The 22,361-nt window shown below is 70.7% G+C and carries 20 protein-coding genes; 2 read left to right on the forward strand and 18 right to left on the reverse strand.

Translation table 11 applies throughout. The features are described 5' to 3' along the window. Positions 1-151 precede the first annotated feature (151 nt). Together CKO41_RS06800 and CKO41_RS06805 are read right to left on the reverse strand one after the other, a co-directional pair. Positions 152-715 (reverse strand): cytochrome b, encoded by a 564-nt coding sequence (locus tag CKO41_RS06800; protein WP_200252537.1) that lies wholly within the window; start codon positions 713-715, stop codon positions 152-154. A gap of 187 nt (positions 716-902) precedes the next feature. Continuing rightward, a complete protein-coding gene (locus tag CKO41_RS06805) occupies positions 903-2,171 on the reverse strand; it encodes an AmpG family muropeptide MFS transporter (RefSeq protein ID WP_200252535.1) in 1,269 nt (422 codons plus the stop codon). Positions 2,172-2,386: 215 nt separating this feature from the next. Between CKO41_RS06805 and CKO41_RS06810 the strand changes: the two genes are divergently transcribed. Further along, a complete protein-coding gene (locus CKO41_RS06810) occupies positions 2,387-3,352 on the forward strand; it encodes a recombination-associated protein RdgC (RefSeq protein WP_200381644.1) in 966 nt (321 codons plus the stop codon). A 57-nt stretch (positions 3,353-3,409) separates the two neighbouring features. Then, positions 3,410-3,922, forward strand: a complete 513-nt coding sequence (locus tag CKO41_RS06815) for a DciA family protein (protein WP_200381645.1) — start codon at positions 3,410-3,412, stop codon at positions 3,920-3,922. Here the strand turns inward: CKO41_RS06815 and lpxC are convergent. From lpxC to rsmH, 16 genes are all read right to left on the reverse strand, one after another. Continuing rightward, positions 3,916-4,827 (reverse strand): UDP-3-O-acyl-N-acetylglucosamine deacetylase, encoded by a 912-nt coding sequence (lpxC, locus tag CKO41_RS06820; RefSeq protein WP_200252529.1) that lies wholly within the window; start codon positions 4,825-4,827, stop codon positions 3,916-3,918. The genes CKO41_RS06815 and lpxC overlap by 7 nt on opposite strands. A 211-nt stretch (positions 4,828-5,038) precedes the next feature. Then, entirely contained in the window at positions 5,039-6,223 is a 1,185-nt protein-coding gene (gene ftsZ / locus CKO41_RS06825) for a cell division protein FtsZ (protein ID WP_200252526.1), read from the reverse strand. Positions 6,224-6,345: 122 nt separating this feature from the next. Beyond that, a complete protein-coding gene (gene ftsA / locus CKO41_RS06830; RefSeq protein WP_200381646.1) occupies positions 6,346-7,581 on the reverse strand; it encodes a cell division protein FtsA in 1,236 nt (411 codons plus the stop codon). 5 nt (positions 7,582-7,586) lie between these two features. Continuing rightward, the gene (locus CKO41_RS06835; protein ID WP_200252520.1) at positions 7,587-8,378 is read right to left on the reverse strand and encodes a cell division protein FtsQ/DivIB; all 792 of its coding nucleotides are present in this window, start codon (positions 8,376-8,378) and stop codon (positions 7,587-7,589) included. After that, complete coding sequence (locus CKO41_RS06840) at positions 8,371-9,294, reverse strand: D-alanine--D-alanine ligase (protein WP_200252517.1); 924 nt, start codon at positions 9,292-9,294, stop codon at positions 8,371-8,373. The genes CKO41_RS06835 and CKO41_RS06840 overlap by 8 nt, the downstream gene beginning before the upstream one ends. Further along, on the reverse strand, positions 9,291-10,184 hold the full coding sequence (gene murB, locus CKO41_RS06845; protein WP_200252514.1) for a UDP-N-acetylmuramate dehydrogenase: 894 nt from the start codon (positions 10,182-10,184) through the stop codon (positions 9,291-9,293). Before murB ends, CKO41_RS06840 begins: the two co-directional genes overlap by 4 nt. Before the next feature lie 148 nt (positions 10,185-10,332). After that, positions 10,333-11,766, reverse strand: coding sequence for a UDP-N-acetylmuramate--L-alanine ligase (gene murC / locus CKO41_RS06850; protein WP_200252511.1), 1,434 nt, complete (start codon positions 11,764-11,766; stop codon positions 10,333-10,335). Then, entirely contained in the window at positions 11,763-12,842 is a 1,080-nt protein-coding gene (murG, locus tag CKO41_RS06855) for an undecaprenyldiphospho-muramoylpentapeptide beta-N-acetylglucosaminyltransferase (RefSeq protein ID WP_200381647.1), read from the reverse strand. Before murG ends, murC begins: the two co-directional genes overlap by 4 nt. Continuing rightward, complete coding sequence (gene ftsW / locus CKO41_RS06860; RefSeq protein WP_200249462.1) at positions 12,827-14,017, reverse strand: putative lipid II flippase FtsW; 1,191 nt, start codon at positions 14,015-14,017, stop codon at positions 12,827-12,829. The genes murG and ftsW overlap by 16 nt, the downstream gene beginning before the upstream one ends. Next, complete coding sequence (gene murD, locus CKO41_RS06865; protein ID WP_200381648.1) at positions 14,014-15,390, reverse strand: UDP-N-acetylmuramoyl-L-alanine--D-glutamate ligase; 1,377 nt, start codon at positions 15,388-15,390, stop codon at positions 14,014-14,016. The genes ftsW and murD overlap by 4 nt, the downstream gene beginning before the upstream one ends. Beyond that, positions 15,390-16,472: a phospho-N-acetylmuramoyl-pentapeptide-transferase gene (gene mraY, locus CKO41_RS06870; RefSeq protein WP_200381649.1), complete on the reverse strand. Its 1,083-nt coding sequence runs from the start codon at positions 16,470-16,472 to the stop codon at positions 15,390-15,392. Before mraY ends, murD begins: the two co-directional genes overlap by 1 nt. Positions 16,473-16,475: 3 nt before the next feature. Next, positions 16,476-17,840 (reverse strand): UDP-N-acetylmuramoyl-tripeptide--D-alanyl-D-alanine ligase, encoded by a 1,365-nt coding sequence (locus CKO41_RS06875; RefSeq protein WP_200381650.1) that lies wholly within the window; start codon positions 17,838-17,840, stop codon positions 16,476-16,478. Then, positions 17,837-19,378, reverse strand: a complete 1,542-nt coding sequence (locus CKO41_RS06880; protein ID WP_200381651.1) for a UDP-N-acetylmuramoyl-L-alanyl-D-glutamate--2,6-diaminopimelate ligase — start codon at positions 19,376-19,378, stop codon at positions 17,837-17,839. The genes CKO41_RS06875 and CKO41_RS06880 overlap by 4 nt, the downstream gene beginning before the upstream one ends. Continuing rightward, positions 19,375-21,138 (reverse strand): peptidoglycan D,D-transpeptidase FtsI family protein, encoded by a 1,764-nt coding sequence (locus tag CKO41_RS06885; RefSeq protein WP_200249468.1) that lies wholly within the window; start codon positions 21,136-21,138, stop codon positions 19,375-19,377. The genes CKO41_RS06880 and CKO41_RS06885 overlap by 4 nt, the downstream gene beginning before the upstream one ends. After that, the gene (ftsL, locus tag CKO41_RS06890; protein ID WP_200249469.1) at positions 21,125-21,418 is read right to left on the reverse strand and encodes a cell division protein FtsL; all 294 of its coding nucleotides are present in this window, start codon (positions 21,416-21,418) and stop codon (positions 21,125-21,127) included. The genes CKO41_RS06885 and ftsL overlap by 14 nt, the downstream gene beginning before the upstream one ends. Then, positions 21,415-22,347 carry a 16S rRNA (cytosine(1402)-N(4))-methyltransferase RsmH gene (gene rsmH / locus CKO41_RS06895; protein WP_200249471.1) on the reverse strand — a complete coding sequence of 311 codons (933 nt, stop codon included), beginning with the start codon at positions 22,345-22,347 and terminating at the stop codon, positions 21,415-21,417. The genes ftsL and rsmH overlap by 4 nt, the downstream gene beginning before the upstream one ends. Between the last annotated feature and the right edge of the window lie 14 nt (positions 22,348-22,361).

The following is a 22,361-nucleotide window of genomic DNA, read 5'->3' on the forward strand; positions in this document are numbered from 1 at the left end:
TCTCGCGAGCATCCGCCGACGATCGGGGCGCTGATCGGCGGCCATCGGCGCCTGCCCTCGCGCGAGACACCCGCCGTCGACGACGGCGAGGTCCCGCGAGACCGCTCGGCCGCAACCCCCCAAGATCGGGTGCCCGGCCTCTTTCGCCCGCCTATTCGGCCGACGCCTCCGGCTTCGGGTTGCCGACCATCCGGCCCATCAGCGCCTGCCGGTCGAAGACGAGGTGCTTGAACATCCCCAGGATGTGCAGGGCCAGAGCACCCATCAGGACGTAGGCGATCACCATGTGGGCCTGTTCGAGGATCTCGTGCAGGTTCGGCATCTCACCGGTCGGGCTGGCGATGCTGAACAGCCCGAACGGCGCGATCGCGACACCCTTGGTCCAGACCGTCAGGGGCCCGGTGATCACCATCAGGACGAGCGCGAGCATCAGGATGCCGTGGACGATATCGGTGGTGACCTGGAACAGCCGCGCCTGCGGAAACGGCTGGGTGCGTCGGCTGACGGCACGCCAGAGCACGCGCAAGACGACGAAGACCGCGGTCAGCGCACCGATGGCCATGTGCATCTGGAACCAAAAGGTCTTCTGATCACCTTTTGGCAAATCGGCGAAGTACAGCCCGATGCCGAGCATGACGAGCACGAGCAGCGCGACGAACCAGTGGTTGAAGCGCGAGATCAGACCATAGCTGGTCGGTGTATCGGTCAGGGTCATGGCTGGAAGACCTCCCTTCGGGTTGAGGAGATGGGGCAACACACGGAGAATCGGAGACCACTGCGACGTTGGGTTACGGCGCGCATCCAGCGCTTTACCAAGACCTTGAGGCCCGAGATGGCGCGCCTAACCCAACTTACGTGGCTCGTTACTTCGCGGGCCTTGCCTAGGATCTGGCGTCGCTATTCTAGCCGGAAACTACATCGCCACGCGGGCTGCGCGGCGCCGCCCAGGCTTTGAAGTGGCGCAGGATCAGAAGCCCGGGGATCGCGATCAGGGTGCAGAAGACGAAAAACCCGACCCAGCCGAACCCCTCGGCGAGATAGCCGGTCGGCGCCGAGGCCAACACCCGCGGCACCCCCATCAGGCTCGAGAGCAGCGCGTACTGGGTGGCCGTGAAACGCCGGTCGGTCAGGGCCGCCATGAAGCCGACGAAGGCCGCCGTGCCCATGCCACCGCTCAAGTTCTCGAAGGCGATCACACCGGCGAGCGCCCACGTGTCGGGGCCGATCACCGCGAGGAGCGCGAAGCCCGCGGTCGAGACCGCCTGCAAGAGACCGAAGTGCCAGAGCGAGCGGTAGAGGCCGATGCGCAGGATCAGGAGCCCGCCGAGCAGACCACCGCCGATCGTGGCCCAGAAGCCGAACAGCTTGACCACGGCCCCGATCTCGCTCTTGGAGAAGCCGATGTCGAGATAGAAGGGCGTCGTCATCGCGCTGGCCATCGAGTCGCCGAGCTTGTAGAGCAGGATGAAGGCGAGGATCCAGAGCGCCCCGTCGCGGCGGAAGAACTCGACGAACGGCTCGACGACGGCGGCGCGCAGCGAGCGGGGCCGCCCCTCCAGCAGCGGCGGCTCGGGGGCCAGCAGGGTCGTGACGATGCCGATCGCCATCGTCAGACCGAGCAGCAGGTAGACGGTCTGGAACGACACGAAATCGGCGAGGATCAGACCCCCGCCGCCGGCGAGCAGCATCCCGAGGCGATAGCCGTTCACATAGAGCGAGGCGCCGAGCCCCAGTTCGTCGTCGGCCAGGGCCTCGCGCCGGTAGGCGTCGACGACGATGTCCTGCGAGGCCGAGAAGAAGGTCACCGCCAGCGCACAGCCGGCGACCAACCAGGGGTCGGCGGCCGGATTGGTCAGACCGAGGGTGACGATCGCGACCATCAGCAGGGTCTGGAAGACCAGCAGCCAACCGCGCCGGCGCCCGAGGAAGGGCGGCGTGAAGCGGTCGGTCAGCGGCGCCCAGAGGAACTTCAGCGTATAGGGTAGCTGCACCAGGGCGAAGAGGCCGATCGTGCCCAGATCGACGCCCTCCTCGGTCATCCAGGCCTGCAAGACCGAGAGGGTCAACAGCAGCGGCAGCCCGCAGGAGAATCCCATCACGGCGGCGACGGCCATGCGTCCGCTGAAGACGGTCTTCCAAACGGACGGCGAGCGGGCCAGGGTCTCGGTCATGACGGGTCCTTGCAGCAGTGGAGGTGGCGAGATCGTCGGGCCGGGCGACGCACGGCGGCGATGGACCGACAATCGTCCGTCGCGACGCCATGGTAAGGCCCTCGCCCGCTCCGGGGCGAGCGCCCCGAACGGAGGCGCGATCGCCGAGCGAGATGACCCGAGCGCGCGCCGGCCGTTTTCGCGATAATGGCGGGTTTTCCGCCAAGGGGATCGAGATGCTCAAGAATGCCCGACTGTTTCGCCTTCAGGAGCCGTTCGCATTGGACGCTGCGGCCCTGGAGGAGCAGCTCGCCAGCCGCCGCTTCCGACCTTGCGGCCCGCTGGAGACGGTCACCCTCGGCTGGACCGCGCCCTGTCCTGCGCAGGACGGCGACGGGGCGCTGGTCCACACCCTCGGTGGGCGGGCGCTGCTGATCTGCGCCCGGCGCCAGGAGCGGCTCTTGCCCGCCAGCGTCGTCGCCGAGGTCCTCGACGAGCGAGTCGCCGAGATCGAGGCCGAGGAGGTCCGAAGCGTCGGGCGGGCCGAGCGCCGCCGCCTGCGCGAGGCGATCATGACCGAATTGCTGCCGCGCGCCTTCACCCGCTCACGGCGCGTCCTCGCCTATGTCGATCGCAGCGCCGGCTGGTTGGTCGTCGACGCGGCGAGCGACAAGGTCGCCGAGGAGTTGGTCAGCCTGCTGCGTGAGACGCTCGGCTCGCTACCGGCCACGCCGCCGCGCCCGGATGAGGTGCCGACGGCGCGCCTGACGGGCTGGGTGGCCGGCGGCGCCGGCCCGGACGGCTTCGAGCTCGGCGACGCCTGCGAGTTGCGCGACCCGCAGGACAGCCATTCGGTCGTGCGCTGCCGCGGCCAGGACCTCGCAGGCGAGGAGATCGCCGCCCACCTGCACGCCGGCAAGCAGGTCGTCCAGCTCGCCCTCGCGTGGGCCGAGCGGCTCGACTTCGTCCTCACCGACGACCTGGCACTGAAGCGCCTGCGCCTCGCCGATGGGCTGCTCGATGACGTCGCGGACGGCGATGACGAGGACCCGGTGGTGCGCTTCGAGGCCGAGCTGACGATCCTCGTCGCCGCGCTCGGCGAGGTCATCGAGCAGCTCGCGGCCCTCTTCGCACTCGGCCACGCCGCCGGGACCGCGGGCGAACCCGCCCCGCCGGCCAATGAGCCCCGACCGCCGCACTGACGCCTGCCCTGGCCAAGCGATCATCACCGCACCCCGTCCCGCCCGAGCCAACCCAGAATGACCAAACCGCTGCGCCACGTATCGGGCTTCCTGCGGCCGAGCGCCGCCCTGGTGGCCCAGCTCGAGGAGATCCGCCGCGATCAGGCGATGCTGCGCGAGGCACGGCGCGCGCTACCGCCGTCGCTGCGCGAGCACTGCCGACGGGCCGTCTTCTCGGGGGATTCGGTGACGCTGGTCGCGGAATCGGCGGTCTGGGCGACCCGCCTGCGCTTCATGGGCCCGGAGATCCTCGCCCGGCTGGCCGAGGTGCACCCCGGCCTGCGGCGTTGCCGCGTGCGGATCGCCCCGGAAGCGAGCCCGATGCGCGATGCGCGCCGGGCACTGCCCCGACCGCGGCCCTCGCCGGGCACCGCGCACCACCTGGCCGCGACCGCCGAGATGCTGACCGACCCTGGACTGGCCGCGGCCTTCCGCCGGCTGGCCGCGAGCGCGGCCCGGGCGACGGCCGCCGCGGCGGCGGCCGGGGCGAGCGAGGCCCGCCCCGGCGACGGATCGGCTGAGGATCAGTAGGCCGGAACCGGCCGCCGATAGGCGCTCGGCACGACGGCCTCGTCGTCGAAGGTGACCTCCTCCCAGGCCGCGCGGTCGGCAAGCAGCGTCCGCACCAGGCGATTGTTCAGCCCATGGCCGGTCTTGTGACCGCGGAAGGCACCGATCAGCGGCCGGCCGAGCTGATAGAGATCGCCGATGGCATCGAGGATCTTGTGCCGCACGAACTCGTCGTCGTAGCGCAGCCCTTCCTCGTTGAGGACCCGGTAGTCGTCGACGACGACGGCATTGTCCAGGGTGCCGCCCAGGGCCAGGTTCTGTTGGCGCAGCGCCTCGATGTCGCGCAGGAAGCCGAACGTGCGCGCCCGGCTGACCTCCTTGATGAAGGAGGTCGTCGTGAAATCGATGCAGGCACGCTGCGCGCGCGAGACGAAGGCCGGGTGATCGAACGCGATCGACAGATCGACCCGGAAGCCCTCGTAGGGCTCGAAGACCGCGTACTTGTCGCCGTCTTCGACGACCACGGGCCGCTTGATGCGGATGAAGCGCTTGGGCCGGTCCTGTTCCTCGATCCCGGCGGACTGGATCAGGAATACGAACGGACCGGCGCTACCGTCCATGATCGGCACCTCCGGTGCCCCGACATCGACATAGGCGTTGTCGATGCCGAGACCGGCGAACGCCGACAGCAGGTGTTCGACGGTCGCGACCCGCACCCCGTCGCGCACGAGCGTCGTCGACAGCCGGGTGTCGCCGACGTGTTCCGGGTGTGCCCCGATCAGGACCGGGGGATCGAGGTCCACGCGGCGAAAGACGATCCCGGTGTCGGGCGCCGCCGGGCGCAGGGTCAGATACACCTTGTCACCGGTGTGCAGCCCCACCCCCGTCGCCCGGATCACGTTCTTCAGTGTTCTTTGCCTGATCATCGCGCGCCAACTCCCATCGCCGCCTGACTGTGCCGAACGTCCCAACCGGCATCTCGCGCCGTGCGCGAGCACCGATCGAGGACGCATCACCCCACGACGGACGGCGCCTCGCGCCGGGCCTTAGGGTTTTCCCTAGCTTTTATCAGCAACCGAAGCGCAATGCAAGCAAATGGACTGAATTGTTTTGTAATCCCGCTCGAGGGGTTTCCCGTCAATCGGCCTGGCGCCGCAGGAAGGCGGGGATGTCGAGATAGTCGAGATCCGAATCGCCGCCGTTCCCCTCGGCCACTCGGTGGCCCTCGCTGAATTGGCCGCGCCGATAGACGGCCGGGCGATCCATGTCGCGGTAGTCGGGACCGGCGGCCGAGGGCCGCCCTTCCTTCGCGACCAGGCGCACCGGGCGCTCCTTCTGGCCCGCGGGACGCCGGGCCGCGCCACGCTCACGCCCGAGCCCGGTCGCGACGACGGTCACGCGCAGTTCCTCGTCGAGGGACGGGTCGATGACGGTGCCGACGACGACGTTGGCCTCGTCGTCGGCGAAGTCGCGCACCGTGTTGCCGACCTCGTCGAATTCACCGATGGAGAGGTTGGTCCCGGCGGTGATGTTGACGAGGATACCGCGCGCCCCGGAGAGGTCGATATCCTCGAGCAACGGGCTGCTGATCGCCGCCTCGGCGGCGAGCCGGGCACGGTTCTCGCCGGAGGCGGCACCGATGCCCATCATCGCCTGGCCCATCTCGGCCATGACCGTCTTGACGTCGGCGAAGTCGACGTTGATCAGGCCGGGCCGCGTGATCAGCTCGGCGATGCCCTGGGTGGCGTTGAGCAGGACGTCGTTGGCCGCACGGAAGGCGTTCAGCAGGCTGACCTCCTTGCCGAGTACGGCGAGGAGCTTCTCGTTGGGGATCGTGATCAGCGAGTCGACGTGCTCGGCGAGCTCCAGGATACCATTGTCGGCGACCTTGCGCCGCCGACCGCCCTCGAATGGAAAGGGCTTGGTCACGACGGCGACCGTCAGGATGCCGAGTTCCTTGGCCACCTCGGCGACCACGGGGGCCGCGCCCGTGCCGGTACCGCCGCCCATGCCGGCGGTGATGAAGACCATGTCGGCCCCTTCGAGCGCGTCATGGATGCGTTCGCGGTCCTCGACGGCGGCCTGCTTGCCGATGTCCGGGTCGGCACCGGCACCGAGCCCCTTGGTGATGCCGGCGCCCAGTTGCAGGACCGTCTTGACGTTGCAGCCACGCAACGCCTGGGCGTCGGTATTGGCGCAGATGAACTCGACGCCGTCGATGGCCGCCTCCACCATGTGGTTGACGGCGTTGCCCCCGCCGCCACCGACACCGATGACCTTGATAACCGCATTCTGACTATGAGTATCCATCAGCTCGAACATGATCAGTCTCCTCTTGCGCTCGCGTTGACCTTGTTGCGTTGCCCCTTCACCCGACCCGCCGGATCCGCAGGATCCGACACACCAACGAACCACCGTATCCCGCCGCCGTCGGGCGGCGACCGTCAGAAGTTGCCCTGGAACCAGCTGCGCATCCGCGTCCAGATGCGCTTGAAGCCGAGCGGCTGCCCCATCTCGGCGTGCCGCACGAAGCGGTGCTGGCGTGCATACATCAACAGCCCCACCCCCGTCGCATAGCTCGGATCGCCGACCACCTCCTGCATGCCCAGGAAGTGCTGGGGCACGCCGAGGCGCACCGGGATGTGGAAGATCTCCTCGGCCAGCTCGACGAGCCCGTCCATCTTCGAGCTGCCGCCGGTCAGGACCACGCCGCCGGCGACCAGGTCCTCGAAACCGCTGCGCCGCAGCTCGCCCTGGAGCAGCGACAGGAGTTCTTCGTAGCGCGGTTCGACGACCTCGGCCAGCGTCTGGCGCGAGAGGCGCCGCGGCGGGCGCTCGCCGATGCTCGGCACCTCGATGTACTCGCTGCCCTCGGCGAGCCGCGACAGGGCGCAGGCGTGGCGCACCTTGATCGATTCGGCATACTGGGTCGGCGTGCGCATCGCCACCGCGATGTCGTTGGTCACCTGGTCGCCGGCGATCGGGATCACCGCGGTATGGCGGATCGCCCCGTTCGTGAAGACCGCCATGTCGGTCGTGCCCCCGCCGATATCGACCAGGCAGACCCCGAGCTCCTTCTCGTCCTGGGCGAGGACCGAGTAGCTCGAGCTCAGCTGCTGGAGGACCAGGTCGTCGACCTCCAGGCCGCAGCGGCGGATGCACTTGACGATGTTCTGCGCCGCGCTGACGGCGCCGGTGATGATGTGCACCCGGGCCTCGAGGCGCACGCCGCACATCCCGATCGGCTCGCGGATCCCCTCCTGGCCGTCGATGATGAACTCCTGCGGCAGGATATGAAGGATCTTCTGGTCCGCCGGGATCGCCACCGCGCGGGCGGCATCGATGCAGCGGTCCACGTCCGCCTGGGTGACCTCGCGCTCCTTGATCGCGGTGACGCCGTGCGAATTCAGGCTGCGGATGTGACTACCGGCGATGCCCGCGTGGACCGAGTGGATCTCGCAGCCGGCCATCAGCTCGGCCTCCTCGATCGCCCGCTGGATCGACTGCACCGTCGACTCGATGTCGACGACGACGCCGCGCTTCAGCCCGCGAGACGGGTGCGTACCGACGCCGATGATCTCGATCTGCTCGTCGGCCTTGAGCTCGCCGACGAGGGCCGCGACCTTCGAGGTCCCGATATCCAACCCAACCAACAGATTCTTGTCGTTTCTACGTGCCATCTGGCTCAGCTCCGCCCCCGTGAGATTCCCTCGCCCGTGCCCGCCGCCGCGGAGCGCACCCTCGCACCGCCCTCGACCCAGCGGACCGCCAAGCCGTTGGCATAGCGCAGGTCCACTGCGACCGGCAGCCCGGCGAGGCGCAGCGACGGATAGGCCTGTATGAAGCGCGCCACGCGCTCGTCGATCGCGCGACTGCCGAGCGCCAGCTCCATCCCGTTGTGCAGACCCATCCGCCAGGCCCCGCGGGCATCGAGGGCCAGCGCCGCGATCTCCAGATTGAGCGGCGCGAGCCGCTCGCGCCATTCGAAGTACCGCGCGACGACGCGCCCCGCCTCCCGATCATCGCCGACGAGCAGCGGCAACCCGTCGGGGATCGTGTCCGGATCCGGGCGAAAGACCTCGCCCGTGGCCGTGACCAGCCCGTCGGCCCCCCAACGCGCCATCGGCCGGTGCTCGATCACCCGCAACTCCAGTCGCTCGGGCCAGACCCGGCGCAGGCTCACTGCGGCGACCCAGGGCAGGGCCTCGACCGCCTCCTTGATCGCCGCCAGGTCCACCAGGACGATGCCGCCCGTCAGCTGGGCAGCGACCGTCTCCTGGAGCACCGATAGCGAGTGGCGGTGGACCTCGCCGTCGATGATGACGGCGCGCACCGGCAAGACCTGCGGCTCGGCCCAGCGGAGCAGGGCGAGGCCCTGGACGCTGACGGCGATCAGCCCCGCGACGAAGAGCCAGCGCAGCGCCGCCCGGCGCCGCCCGAGTCGGTTGTCGTGCGCGATGTCGTCTTCTTCAGTCATGGCCGAGCGTCGTCTCCAGGATGCGCCAGGTCAGCTCGTCGAACGACAGGCCCCGCGCCCGGGCCGCCATCGGCACCAGGCTGTGATCGGTCATCCCCGGGATCGTATTGATCTCCAGCAGGAACGGCCGGCCTTGGTCGTCGACCATCAGGTCGACCCGCCCCCAACCGCGCGCACCGACCGCGTCGAAGGCCTCGAGCGCAAGGTGTCGCAGCACCGCCTCCTCGGCCTCGGGCAGCCCGCACGGGCAGAGATAGCGGGTCGTCTCCGCCTGGTACTTGGCCTCGTAGTCGTAGAAGGCGCGCGGCGTCTCCAGGCGGATCAGCGGAAGCGCCTCGTGCCCGAGGACCGCGCAGGTGTATTCGGCGCCCGTAATCCACCGCTCGGCGAGGACCTGAGCATCGAAGACCGCTGCCCCCCGCCAGGCCTGCACCAAGGCTTTGCGATCCTCGACCCGGGCCATGCCGATGCTCGAACCCTCGTGGACCGGCTTGACCATCAACGGGAAGCCCAGATCGGCCGCGGCAGCGAGATCCGCCTCCTCGCGCAGCAGCGCGAAGTCGGCCGTCGGCAGACCGAGACCGCGCCAGAGGAGCTTGCAACGGTACTTGTCCATGCCGAGCGCCGAGCCGAGGACGCCGGAGCCCGTATAGGGCAGACCGAGCGTCTCCAGGGCACCCTGGATCTGGCCGTCCTCGCCGCCGCGCCCGTGCAGCGCGATGAAGGCCCGCGCGAAGCCGCCCTCGCGCAGCCGCTCCAGGACGTCGGGGCCCGGGTCGAGCGGCTCGGCGTCGACGCCCCGTTCGCGCAGCGCGGCCAGCACCGCATGCCCGCTCTTCAGCGAGATCTCGCGCTCCGCCGAGCGCCCGCCGAGCAGCACCGCGACCTTGCCGAAGACCGCCGGATCCTGCGTCATTCCCCGTCGCCTCCCACCTGATGGACCTCGGGCACGAGGCGCACCCCTGCGGTGCGCTCGACCTCGTCCTGGACCAGCTGCATCAGCGCGCGGATGTCGCGGGCACTGGCACCGCCGGTGTTGATGATGAAATTGGCATGCTTCGCCGACACCTCGGCACCGCCGATGCGCCGCCCCTTGAGACCGGCGCCCTCGATCAACCGCGCCGCATGGTCGCCGGCCGGATTGCGGAACACCGAGCCGCAGCTCGGCAAGCCGACCGGCTGGCGGCGCGCGCGCGCCACGAGGAGTTCGGCGATCCGCGCCCGAGCCGCCGCGCCATCGCCGGGGGCGAGGCGCAGTTCGCAGGCGACGAACCATTCTCCGGGCGGCCCCTGCACCTGCCGATAGCCGACGACATAGTCCGCCGGCGTGCGGGTGCGCAGCTGGCCGAACCGGTCGATCGTGCGCACCTGCGTGACGCTCGACCAGGTCTCGCCACCCCAGGCCCCGGCGTTCATCGCCAGCGCCCCGCCGAGCGTGCCGGGGATCCCGGCCAGGAACTCGATCCCCACCAGGTCGTGGCGGATGGCGAAGCGCGCCGCCTGGGCCGAGGCGACCCCGGCCTCGGCATAGAGCCCGTCGCGCTCGGCGCTCAGCGCAAGCCCCTTGAGCGCCCCCTGGGTCTGAATCACGGTCCCGGGGAAGCCGGCATCGTCGACCAGCAGGTTGCTGCCGAGCCCCAACCACAGCAGCGGCTCGTCTGGATCGAGCCGACCCAGAAAGGCGGCCAGGTCCTCGATGTCCGCCGGACGATAGAAACGCCGCGCCGGACCACCGACCCGCCAACTCGTGTGGCGGGCCAGTGGCTCGTTCTCACGCAGCTCCCCCCTGAGATCCCTCTCGCTCATCGCTTCCTCGTACGCCCCAGAAAGACACGGTACGGGTCTGTGACCCGCACCCTCGAGACAGCGCGGCGCGGGGCCGGCGCGAGCGACCGAATCCCAGTGCACAGCGGCTCGCCGCAGCCCATCCGCAACGCTACCCGGCAGCGCTCGCTCATGATGCGTCCCCCTCGATCAGCCGCCCCGGCAGCCGGCCCATCAGGGTCCCGATGTCGCCGGCCCCCATGATCAGGACCAGATCGCCGTCGACGATCAGGTTGTCGAGGAGGCGCAGGACCTCGTGCGGATCGCTGGCATAGACGGGGTCGAGCTCGCCGCGGGCGCGGATCGCACGCATCAGCGTGCGCCCGTCGGCCCCGGGGATCGGCGCCTCGCCGGCCGGATAGACCTCGCAGAGGACGAGCAGATCGACGCTGGAGAGTACCTGGACGAAGTCCTCGAAGAGTTCCTGCGTGCGCGTGTAGCGATGCGGCTGGAACACCAGCACGAGACGCCGCTCGGGCCAGCCGCCACGGGCCGCCGCGACGGTCGCGGCGACCTCGCGCGGGTGATGGCCATAGTCATCGACCAGGACCAGGTCACGCCCCGCCCGGTCGGTCAGCGCGCGGGTCACGAAGCGCCGGCCGATGCCCTGGAAACCGGCCAGGGCGCGAGCGATCGCGTCCTCGTCGACGCCCAGTTCCAGCGCCACCGTGATCGCCGCCAGCGCGTTCAAGACATTGTGGCGCCCCGGCAGGTTGAGCTCGATCGGCCACCCCCCGGGCAGGTCGGCGCAGTGCACCTCGAAGTGCATCCGCAGACCCTCCTGACGGATCCCGACGGCCCGCACGTCGGCCTCCGCACGGGTGCCGTAGGTGCGCACCGGGCGCGAGATCGTCGGCATCAGCGCGCGCACCTCCTCGTCGTCGATGCAGAGCACCGCCAGACCGTAGAAGGGCAGGTGGTGGAGGAACTCGCCGAAGGTCCGCCGCAGCCGTTCGAAGTCGTTGCCGTAGGTGGCCATGTGATCGGCATCGATGTTGGTCACGACCGCGATCGTCGGCTGCAGGTGCAGGAACGAGGCATCGCTCTCGTCGGCCTCGGCGATCAGGTACTTGGTCGTGCCGAGCCGGGCATTGGCCCCGGCGCTGTTGAGCCGTCCGCCGATGACGAAGGTCGGGTCGAGCCCGCCCTCGGCGAGGATGCTCGCGATCAGACTCGTCGTCGTCGTCTTGCCGTGGGTGCCGGCCACCGCGACGCCATAGTAGAAGCGCATCAGTTCGGCGAGCATCTCGGCGCGGCGCACGACCGGCAGGCGCGCGGCGCGCGCCGCGCGGATCTCTGGGTTGGTCTCGTCGATCGCCGAGGAGACGACGACCGCGTCGGCGTCAGCGACCTGCTCGGCACGGTGGCCGATCGAGACCGCCACGCCACGCTCGGTGAGCCGCTCGGTGACCTCGCCCGCGCGCAGGTCCGAACCCGAGACCTCGTAGCCCAGGTTGGCCATCAGCTCGGCGATGCCGCTCATCCCCGACCCGCCGACGCCGACGAAGTGCAGGCGCCGGATGCGACCCATTCGCGAGGCATCGTGTTGGCAATGCGGATTCATCGTCTCGTCACCTCCCAGCAGGCCGCCGCGATCCGCTCGACCGCCTGCGGCGCGGCACAGGCGCGCGCCGCCTCGGCCATCGCCAGCAGCGTCGCCCGATCGGCGAGCAGCGTCGCGAGGAGTTCGGTCAGCGCCGTGACCGTCAGGTCGCGCTGGCGCACGAGGCGCGCCGCGCCCGCCTCGCTCAAGACGCGGGCATTGGCAACCTGATGGTCGTCGACCGCGAACGGATAGGGCACCAGGATCGCGCCGACGCCGGCCGCGGCGAGCTCCGAGACGGTCAGGGCCCCGGCCCGACAGACGACCAGATCGGCCCAGCCATACGCCTGCGCCATGTCATCGATAAAGGGCACGAGCTCGGCCTCGACGCCGGCGGCCGCGTAGGCGGCGCGGGCGACATCCAGCGTGCGCTCGCCGCACTGGTGGCGCACGACGGGTCGCCCGAGGGGCGGCAGGCCGGCCAGGGCCGGCGGCAGCGTCTCGTTCAGGGCCTTGGCCCCGAGCGAGCCACCGAGCACGAGCAACCGCGGCGGGCCGGCGCGCCCGGCGAGGCGCTCGGCCGGTGGCGCCAACGCGACGATCTCGGGGCGCACCGGGTTGCCGCACGGCTCGGCCCGGCGTTCGGCGGGAAAGCTCCCCGGAAAGGCCTCGAAGACCCGATCGGCGAGGCGGGCGAGCCACTGGTTGGTCAGCCCCGGAATGCGGTTCTGCTCGTGGATCACGAGCGGACGGCGCAACAGCCAGGCCATCAGGCCGCCCGGCCCCGAGGCGAACCCACCCATGCCGAGGACCACGTGCGGGCGGCGCCGTAGCAGGACGCGCCCGGCCGCCCAGAGGGCGCGGGCCAGGCGCAGCGGGGCCGTCAGCAGCGCGATCCGCCCCTTGCCGCGCAACCCCGAGACGGGGATGCAGTCGAGATCGAAACCGCGCGAGGGCACGAGGCGTGCTTCCATCCCCTGACGGGTGCCGACCCAGGTCACCTCCATCCCCTGCTCGCGCAGCCGCTCGGCGACCGCCAGGGCCGGAAAGACGTGGCCGCCGGTGCCCCCGGCCATGACCATCAGGCGCGTACCCATCGCAACCCCTTCTCCGGTCCGCTCGCACGCGCCCGGCGTCGCAGGTCGCCGTCGATGCGTAGCAGCATACCGATCCCCATGCAGGCGACGATCAGGCTGTTGCTGCCGTAGCTCAGGAACGGCAACGTCAGGCCCTTGGTCGGCAGTACGCCCAGGTTCACGCCGAGGTTGACGAAGGCCTGGAGGCCGAGGGCCAGGCCGATGCCATAGGCGAGGAAGGCCGCGAAGCGTGCCTCGCTGGCGAAGGCCCGGGCGCCGATGACGAAGGCCCGCCAGATGATGAAGGCGAAGGCGGCGATGACGGCGAGCACGCCGGCCAGACCGAGCTCCTCGCCGACGACGGCGGCGATGAAGTCCGTATGCGGCTCCGGCAGGAAGAACTGCTTCTGGATGCCGTTGCCGAGGCCGACCCCGAGCCACTCGCCGCGGCCGAAGGCGATCAGCGCCTGGGAGAGCTGGTAACCGCTGTCGAAGGCGTCCGCGAACGGATCGAGGAACGACAGGACCCGCGCGACACGATAGGGTTCGATCACGACCAGCGCCGCGAGCGCGAGACCGACCAGCGTCACGAGGACGACGAAGTGGCGCGCCTGCACGCCGCCGAGGAACAGGAGCCCGATGACGGTGGCCATGATCACGGCCACGGTGCCGAAGTCGGGCTGGGCGATGATCAGGGCGCAGACCAGGCCCACCAGGACCATCGGCCGGACGAAACCCATGACGCTGCCCGTGACGGCCTCGCTGTGGCGGACGAGGTAGCCGGAGACGTAGATGATCGCAAAGAGCTTCATGAACTCGGAGCTCTGGAGATTGAGCGGCCCGAGCGGGATCCAGCGCGTCGCCCCGTTGACCGTGTGACCGACGCCCGGGACCAGGACCAGGACCAGCAGCGCCACGCCGACGAGCAGCAGGGCCGTGCGCGCCCGTTCCCAACCGGCGGTCGGCACGGCATAGGCGGTCAGGCCGGCGGCGAGCGCCAATGACAGGGCGATGCCGTGGCGGACCAGGACGTGGAGCGGGTCGTCGTAGAGGCGCTCGGAGAGGGGCATCGAGGCCGACGCGACCATGACGACCCCGAGACCGAGCAGACCGACGACGCAGGCCAGCAGGCCGTAGTCGAGGGCCATCTCCGGGCGCGCCTGACGCCGGCGCGGGAGCGGCAGGACCGCGCTCATCCGATCAGCCTCCCCACCGCGGCGGCGAAGACCCGCCCGCGGTGCTCGTAGTTCTCGAACATATCGAAGCTGGCGCAGGCCGGCGAGAGCAGCACGCAGTCGCCCGGCTCGGCCAGGGCGGCCGCCTGGCGCACCGCCTCATCCATATCGCCAGCTCGGTAGATCGGCACCAGCCCGTCGAGGACCGTGGCGATCTGCGGCGCATCGCGGCCGATCAAGACGACGGCCCGCGCGGTCCGGGCGGCGACCGGCGCCAGCGGTGCGAAGTCGGCGCCCTTGCCGTCACCGCCGGCGATCAGCACGACCCGATGGCCCGAGCCGGGCGGCGCGAGGCCGTCGAGGGCCGCGACCGTCGCCCCGGGATTGGTGCCCTTGGAATCGTCGTACCAGCGCACGCCCCCCTGCTCGGCGACCAACTCGCTGCGGTGCGCCAGGCCCTGAAAGAGGCGCAGCGCCGCGACCATCGCCTCGCGCGGCAGCCCCGCCGCGGCGCCGATCGCGAGCGCCGCGAGGGCGTTGGCCTGATTGTGTCGCCCGGGGATCCGCAGTTCGCCGACCCGCAGCCAGGGGCGCATGCCCTGGCAGAGCCAGTCCTCGCCGGCCTGCTCGCGGAGCCCGAAGGCCCCCTCCCCGGGCACCCCGAGCGTGAAGCCGTGGCGCACGGCAGAGCCGGTCGCCATCGCCGCGACGATCGGGTCGTCGAGGTTGACGACCGCCGCCTCGGCGCCGGCGAAGATCCGCTCTTTGGCCGCCGCGTAGGCCGCCAGGTCGGGATAGCGGTCCAGGTGGTCGGGCGAGACGTTGAGGACGGCCGCGACCCGCGGGCGTAGCGAGGCCGTCGTCTCGAGCTGGAAGCTGGAGAGCTCCAAGATGTAGAGCTCGGTGGCCGCGTCGAGCAGGTCGAGGGCCGGCTCGCCGAGGTTGCCGCCCACCGCCGTGCGCCAACCGGCCTGGCTGGCCATCAGCCCGAGCAGCGTGGTCACGGTGCTCTTGCCGTTCGAGCCCGTGATCGCGACGATCGGGGCGCGCGCGGCCTGGGCGAAGAGTTCGATGTCGCCGATCACCGGCACGCCGCGGGCCGCGGCCGCGCGGATCTCGGGCAGGTCGCCCGGGACCCCGGGGCTGACGACGAGCCGCTCGGCGGCGGCGAAGACCTTGGGGCTGAAGCCCCCGAGGAAGAGCGCGACGTCGGGCAGTTCGGCGCGCAGGGCGGCGAGCCCGGGCGGGTGCTCGCGCGAGTCCGTGACGGCGACCTGCACGCCCTGCGCATGCAGGAAACGGGCGCAGGAGAGCCCCGTCTTGCCGAGCCCGACGACGAGGGTCCGCCCGGGCGCGACACCGCCTTCTGTGGCCTTGTGGGTCGGCGACCTCATCAGCGAATCTTCAGGCTCGCCAGACCGATCAGGACCAGGATCACGGTCGCGATCCAGAAGCGCACGATGACTCGCGGCTCGGGCCAACCCTGGAGCTCGAAATGGTGGTGCAGCGGTGCCATCCGGAAGATGCGCCGCCGGGTGAGCTTGAACGAGGCGACCTGGAGCATCACCGACAGCGTCTCGGCGACGAAGACCCCGCCCATGATGAAGAGCACCAACTCCTGCCGGGAGATCACGGCAATGGTGCCGAGGGCAGCGCCGAGGGCCAGCGCGCCGACGTCGCCCATGAAGACCTGGGCCGGATAGGCGTTGAACCAGAGGAAACCCAGACCGGCCCCGACCAGGGCACCGCAGAAGACGACGACCTCGCCGACGCCGGCGATGTACGGAATCTTGAGGTAGTTGGCGAAGTCGACATGGCCCGAGGCGTAGACGAAGATCCCGAGCGCCCCGCCGACCAGCACCGTCGGCATGATCGCCAGCCCGTCGAGACCATCGGTCAGGTTCACGGCGTTGCTCGAGCCGACGATGACGAAATAGGTCAGCAGGATGAACCAGGGGCCGAGCTGGAGGGAGACGTCCTTGAGATAGGGAACCAGCAGGGCCGTCTCGGCGGGCGTCGCCGCGACCAGATAGAGGGCGACGGCGGCGATCAGACCGCAGACGGTCTGCCACAGGTACTTGTAGCGCGAGGCCAGACCACGCGGGTCCTTGAGGACCAACTTCTTGTAGTCGTCGACGAGGCCGATCGCACCGAAGGCGAGCGTCGTGACCAGCACGATCCAGACGTAGCGGTTGGCGAGATCGGCCCACAGCAGTGTGCTGATGCCGATCGCGACCAGGATCAGGGCGCCACCCATCGTCGGCGTGCCGGCCTTCGACAGATGGGTCTGGGGGCCATCCTGGCGCACCGTCTGGCCGATCTTGTAGGCGGCCAGGCGCCGGATCATCGGCGGACCGACGACGAAGGAGATCAGCAACGCCGTCAGGACGCCGAGGATAGTGCGCAGCGTCAGGTACCTGAATACGGTGAAGCCGCTCAGGTGCTCGGCGAGCCAGTCTGTCAGCAGAAGCAACATGTCTTATCGTGACTCCGACCGGCGCAAGGCCGCCACGACCCGATCCATCCGGGCCGCACGCGAACCCTTGACGAGGACCAGATCCCCGGCGCCGAGCGCCCCCTGCAAGGCCGCGATCAGCGCAGCCTGATCCGAATGATGAACCCCGCCCGGGCCGAAGGCGGCGACCGTGTGGGCACTGAGCGCGCCGACCGCGTCGAGGCGTTCGACCCCGGCCGCACGCGCCACCTCGCCAATCTCCTCATGCAGCCGAGCGGCCTCGGGTCCCAGTTCGCCGAGATCGCCGAGGACCAGCCGATGGCGCCCCGGCAGTGCGATCAGCACGGCGATCGCGGCCGCCACCGAGTCCGGGTTGGCGTTGTAGCTGTCGTCGATCAGGCGGCTGTCGGCGAGACCCGCGAGCGGCGCGAGCCGCCCCGGGACCGGGACGACACGTGCCAGGCCGGCCGCGATGGCCGCCGGCGCCACCCCCACGGCGAGCGCCAGGGCCGTCGCGGCCAGGGCGTTGCGGACATTGTGGTGCCCGGCCAGGCGCAGCGCGATCGGCAGGCGCAACGCGCCGTGGCGCGCCTCGAACTCGGTGCGGAAGCCGTCCTCGTCCCAGCGCGCCCGAACCCGCGCCGGGTCGGCGGCGACGTCCGCGGTCGCGTCCAGGCCGAAGGTCATGACCCGCCGCCCACCGGCCAAGTCGCGCCACAGCGACAGGAACGGCGAATCGCCGGGCACGACGAGCGTGCCGTCCACGGGCAGGCCGGTGACGATCTCGCCCTTGGCCCGCGCGACGCCCTCGAGGCTGCCGAAACCCTCGAGGTGGGCACGACCGACGCTCGTGATCAGCGCCGCCTCGGGCCGCGCGAGGCCAGTCAGATAGGCGATCTCGCCGGCGTGATTGGCGCCCATCTCGAGGACCAGATGGGACTCCGCACGGGCCGCGAGCAACGTCAGCGGCAGGCCGATATCGTTGTTCAGATTGCCGGCCGTGGCCCGCACCGAACCGACCTCGGCGAGGATCGCCGCGACCATCTCCTTGCAGGTCGTCTTGCCGTTGCTGCCCGTGATCGCGAGCACGCGCCCCGGCAGCCGATCGCGCCAGGCCGCCGCGAGCCCCCCGAGGGCGAGGCGGGTGTCGGCGACGACGCACTGGGGCAGTGCGATCGGCAGGGCCTCCTCGACGAGGGCCGCAACGGCCCCCCGGGCGACCGCCTCGGGGACGAACGCGTGGCCATCGTGATTCCCCCCGCGCAGCGCGACGAACAATTGACCGGCACAGTCACGCCGACTGTCGGTGCCGACCGCGGCGAAGGGGACATCGGTACCGACCAGGCGGCCGCCGATCTGCGCGCAAGCCGCCGCCAGTTGCCACCTCATCGCACGCCCTCCCACTCGCGCAGGGCCTGCACCACCTGCGCCCGGTCGCTGAAGCGGACCTTGAGGTCGCCCAGGTCCTGGGTCGTCTCGTGGCCCTTGCCGGCGACCAGGACGACGTCGCGCCGATCGGCGAGTGCGATCGCGCGGCGGATCGCCAGGGCCCGCTGCCGCTCGACCCGCGCTGCCTCCGGGGCGGTCATGCCGGTGCGGATCTCGGCGATGATGTCGGCGCCGTCCTCGTGCCGGGGGTTGTCGTCGGTGAGGATGACCAGGTCGCTCAGCCGCTCGGCGACCGCCCCCATCAGAGGGCGTTTGCCGCGGTCACGCTCGCCGCCGCAGCCGAATACGGTGAGCACCCGCCGCCCGCCGTGCTGACGGATGTTGACGAGGGCTTGCTCCAGGGCATCCGGGGTGTGGGCATAGTCGACGATCACGAGCGGCGCGGCGCCCCCGCCGAAGCATTCCATCCGGCCCGGCACGCCCCGCACCTGGGCGAGCGCCCGCAGCGCCTGGGCCAGCGGCTGGCCGCGCGCGAGCAGGACGGCGAGGACGGCGAGCAGATTGGCGGCGTTGAAGCGGCCGATGAGCCCGACCTCCAGGGTCCCCTCGCCGTGCGAGCTGGCGATCGTCAGCCGCAACCCGCGGGGGCTCGGCTCGATGGCCCGGGCGCAGACCCAGAGGTCGCAGGTCCCGGCCGCGGGCGGGTGCGGTTCCAGGCTGTAGAGGGCGCGGGCGACGCCGGGGGCCAGGCCGCGCAGGATCTCGCCGCTGAAGGCATCGTCACGGTTGAGGACCGCCCACGCGAGCCCGTCGGCCGCGAACAGCCGTCGTTTCGCCTCGCCGTAGCGGACCATGTCGCCGTGGTAGTCGAGGTGGTCGCGGGTCAGGTTCGTGAAGACGGCGGTGCGCAGGCGCACCGCAGCGGTCCGGCCCTGATCCAGGGCGTGGGAGGAGACCTCCATCGCCGCGGCGCGTGCCCCGCCCGCGCGCAGCCCGGCCAACTGCTGCTGCAGCGTTACCGGGTCCGGCGTCGTGTGGCCGCCCTCGGCCAATTCGCCCGGGAAACCGACCCCGAGGGTGCCGATCAGGCCGCAGCGTGCCTCGGCCGCAAGGGCCTGGGCGAGGAAGTGGGTGACGCTCGTCTTGCCGTTGGTGCCGGTGACGCCGACGACCTCCAGCGCACGGCTCGGGGCGCCGAAGAAGCGGTCGGCCAGCGCGCTCGCCCGACGGCCGAGGTCCGCAAACGGGATCAGCGGGATGCGCAGCCGGTCGGCCAGCTCGGCGAGGGCCACGGCATCCCAATCGGCGCTCGGCTCGGCGAGGATCGCCACCGCCCCGGCGCGCTGCGCCGCCTCGGCGAAGGCGAGGCCGTGCGCGGTGCCCCCCTTGCAAGCGAGAAACAGGCTGCCCGGGCCGACGCGACGGCTGTCCAGCGTCAGACCGGCGATCTGAGGATCGACCCCGCCGCGCCACTGAACGAAGCCGGCGAGGAGACCGGAGAGGCTCCATGCAGGAGGGGTGTGGGCCAACGCCATCATGGCGCGCCCTCGGCCGTCGCCGCGAGCAGCAACGCATGGGTCGGGTCGTCGGGGGGCACGTTGTAGAGGCGCAGCGCGTTCTCCATGACCCGCGAGAAGACCGGGGCCGCGACCAGACCGCCGTAATAGGACTTGCCGTGCGGCTCGTCGACCATCACGACCATGACGAAGCGCGGCGCACCGGCCGGCACCATGCCGGCAAAGACCGACTGGTAGCGCCCCGCGCTGTAGCCCTCGCGGCCGGCCGATTTCTTCGCCGTGCCCGTCTTGCCGGCCACTCGGTAGCCGTCGATGGCGGCCCGCCGGCCCGTCCCCTGATCGGAGACGACCGTCTCCATCATGGCCCGGACCTGGCGCGCCGTCGTCGCACTGAACACCCGCACCCCGTCGCGCGGGCGGGCGTCGCCCTGGAGCAGGGTCACGGGCCGCCGGACCCCGTCGGCGGCCAGCACGGCATAGGCGCGGGCGAGCTGGAGGGTCGTCGTCGACAACCCGTAGCCGAACGCGAGCGTCGCCTGCTCGAACTCGCTCCATTGCCCATGATGGGGCAGGACCCCCCCACTCTCGCCGGGAAAGCCGCACTGCGTGCGAGTACCGAAGCCGAGGTGGCCGTAGAACTGCCACATGGTCGCCGCGTCCATCCGCAACGCGAGCTTGACGATGCCGACGTTGCTCGATTTGGTGATGACCCCCGTCGTGTCGAGCAGGCCATAATCGTGTACATCGCGCACCCGGTAGCGGCCGATGGCCAGGGTACCGGGGCGCGTATCGATCGGCGTGTTGGGCCCGACCAGGCCGTTCTCGAGCGCGAGCGCGACGACGAACGGCTTCATCGACGAACCCGGTTCGAAGACATCGGTCAGGGCGCGATTGCGGCGCCGATCGCCGTCGCCGCCGAGGACCGCGTTGGGGTTGTAGCCCGGCTGATTGACCATCGCCAGGATCTCGCCGCTCGCGACGTCGAGGATCACCGCCGAGCCACCGACTGCCTGGTGTTCCTCGACGGCCCGCTTCAGCTCGCGGTAGGCGATGAACTGGAGGCGCCGATCGAGGGTCAGGGCCAGATCCGCGCCGTCGCGTGGCGCGCGCACCTGCTCCAACTCGGCGACCTGATTGTGCAGACCGTCCTGGATCACGCGGCGCAGACCGGGGTGGGCACGCAACGATCGGTCGAAGGCGCGCTCGATGCCCTCCTGACCATGGTCGTCGATATTGGTGAAGCCGACCACGTGGCCGAAGACCTCGGCCCCCGGATAGAAGCGACGGTATTCGGTCTCGGTGCCGATACCGGTCAGCCCGACCCGGTCGATCAGCGCGGCAACGGCGTCCGCCTCGCGCGGATGGACGCGGCGCTTCAGATACATGAAGCGACGCCCCGCGTTCTCCGCCAGGCGTTCGCGCAGCCGCGCCGGCTCGATGTCGAGCGCCGCGGCCAGGGCCGCGATGTGCTCGGCATGCCGGGCAAGCAGCGTCGGATCGGCCCAGAGCGTCGTAACCGGGGTACTGACGGCGAGCGGTTCGCCGTTGCGATCGAGGATCATGCCGCGCCGCGCGGGAATCTCGCTCTCGCGCAGGTAACGGCGCGCCCCCTCGCTCTGCAGGTAATCGGTCTCGACCACCTGGCGATAGAAGGCGCCGGCGACCGTCACGACCATCATCGCGAGCATCAAGGTCAGCAACGCCTGTCGGCGCAGTACGTAGTTCGGCGATCGCATGGCCAGCACGCGCCTGGCGCGCCGGCGAGTCTTAACGGTGGCCATCGGCGCCCCCCCAGATCACACGGATATCGCTGCGCCGCGGCAGGTACATCTCGAGCTGGCGTCGCGCCACCTCCTCGACGCGGGCGTGGGTCGTCAGCGTGGCCTCTTCGAGGCGCAGCCGCCCCCATTCGACCGCCAAGCGATTCTCCTCGGCCCGCAGCGCCTGAAGCTCGACGAAGCTCATCCGCGCCAGATACTTGACATAGACGACCCCGACCCCGGAGAGGCTCACGCACAGGACCAGCAGCAGGATCAGGCCATAGGGCACGACGCGCGTCATGGCAGCCGCTCCGCGACACGCATCAGGGCGCTGCGGGCGCGCGGATTCTCGGCCACCTCGGCGCTGCCCGCACGCACTCCCTTGCCGATCGCACGCAGTCGGGGATGGCGTTCGCGATCCATGACCGGAACGCCGCGCGGGAATTGCTCGCCGCGGGCCTGATCGCGGATGAAGCGCTTCACGAGACGGTCCTCGAGGGAATGGAAGCTGATCACGACCAGGCGCCCGCCCACCGCGAGCAGGTCGAGGACCTGATCGAGCAGGGCGGCGAGTTGCTCGAGCTCGCCATTGACCGCGATGCGCAAGGCCTGAAAGGTCCGAGTCGCCGGATGCTTGCCCGGCTCGCGGGTCGGCACCGCGGCCTCACAGATGGCCGCCAATTGGCGCGTCGTCGTGAGCGGCGCGACGGCCCGCTCGCGCACGATCGCGGCCGCGATGCGCCCGGCGAAGCGCTCTTCCCCGTAGTCGCGCAGGACCCGCGCGATCTCGGCCTGCTTGGCATGGGCGAGCCAATCACGGGCCGGCTCGCCGGCGCCCGGATCCATCCGCATGTCGAGCGGCCCGTCGGCGGAGAAACTGAAGCCGCGCGCAGGGTCGTCGAGCTGCGGCGAGGACACGCCGAGGTCGACGAGCAGGCCATCGACGCCGCGCTCGACCCCGGCGGCGCGCGCCGCCTCGGCGACGCGGGAGAAGGGTCCCTGTGCGATCTGGAAGCGCCCGTCCTCGGCGGCCAGTTCGCGGCCAACCGCCACCGCCTGCGGGTCGCGATCCAGGCCGAGCAGCCGCCCCCCCGGCCCGAGACGGGCGAGGATGGCGCGGCTGTGCCCGCCGCGGCCGAAGGTGGCGTCGAGATAGCAGCCGTCGGGGCGGATCGCCAGGGCGTGCAAGCTCTCCTCCAACAGGACGGGCCTGTGATACCCGTGGTTCATTCCAGGTGTCGGAT

This window comes from Thiococcus pfennigii (genome assembly GCF_016583835.1).
GTDB classification, from domain to species: domain Bacteria; phylum Pseudomonadota; class Gammaproteobacteria; order Chromatiales; family Chromatiaceae; genus Thiococcus; species Thiococcus pfennigii.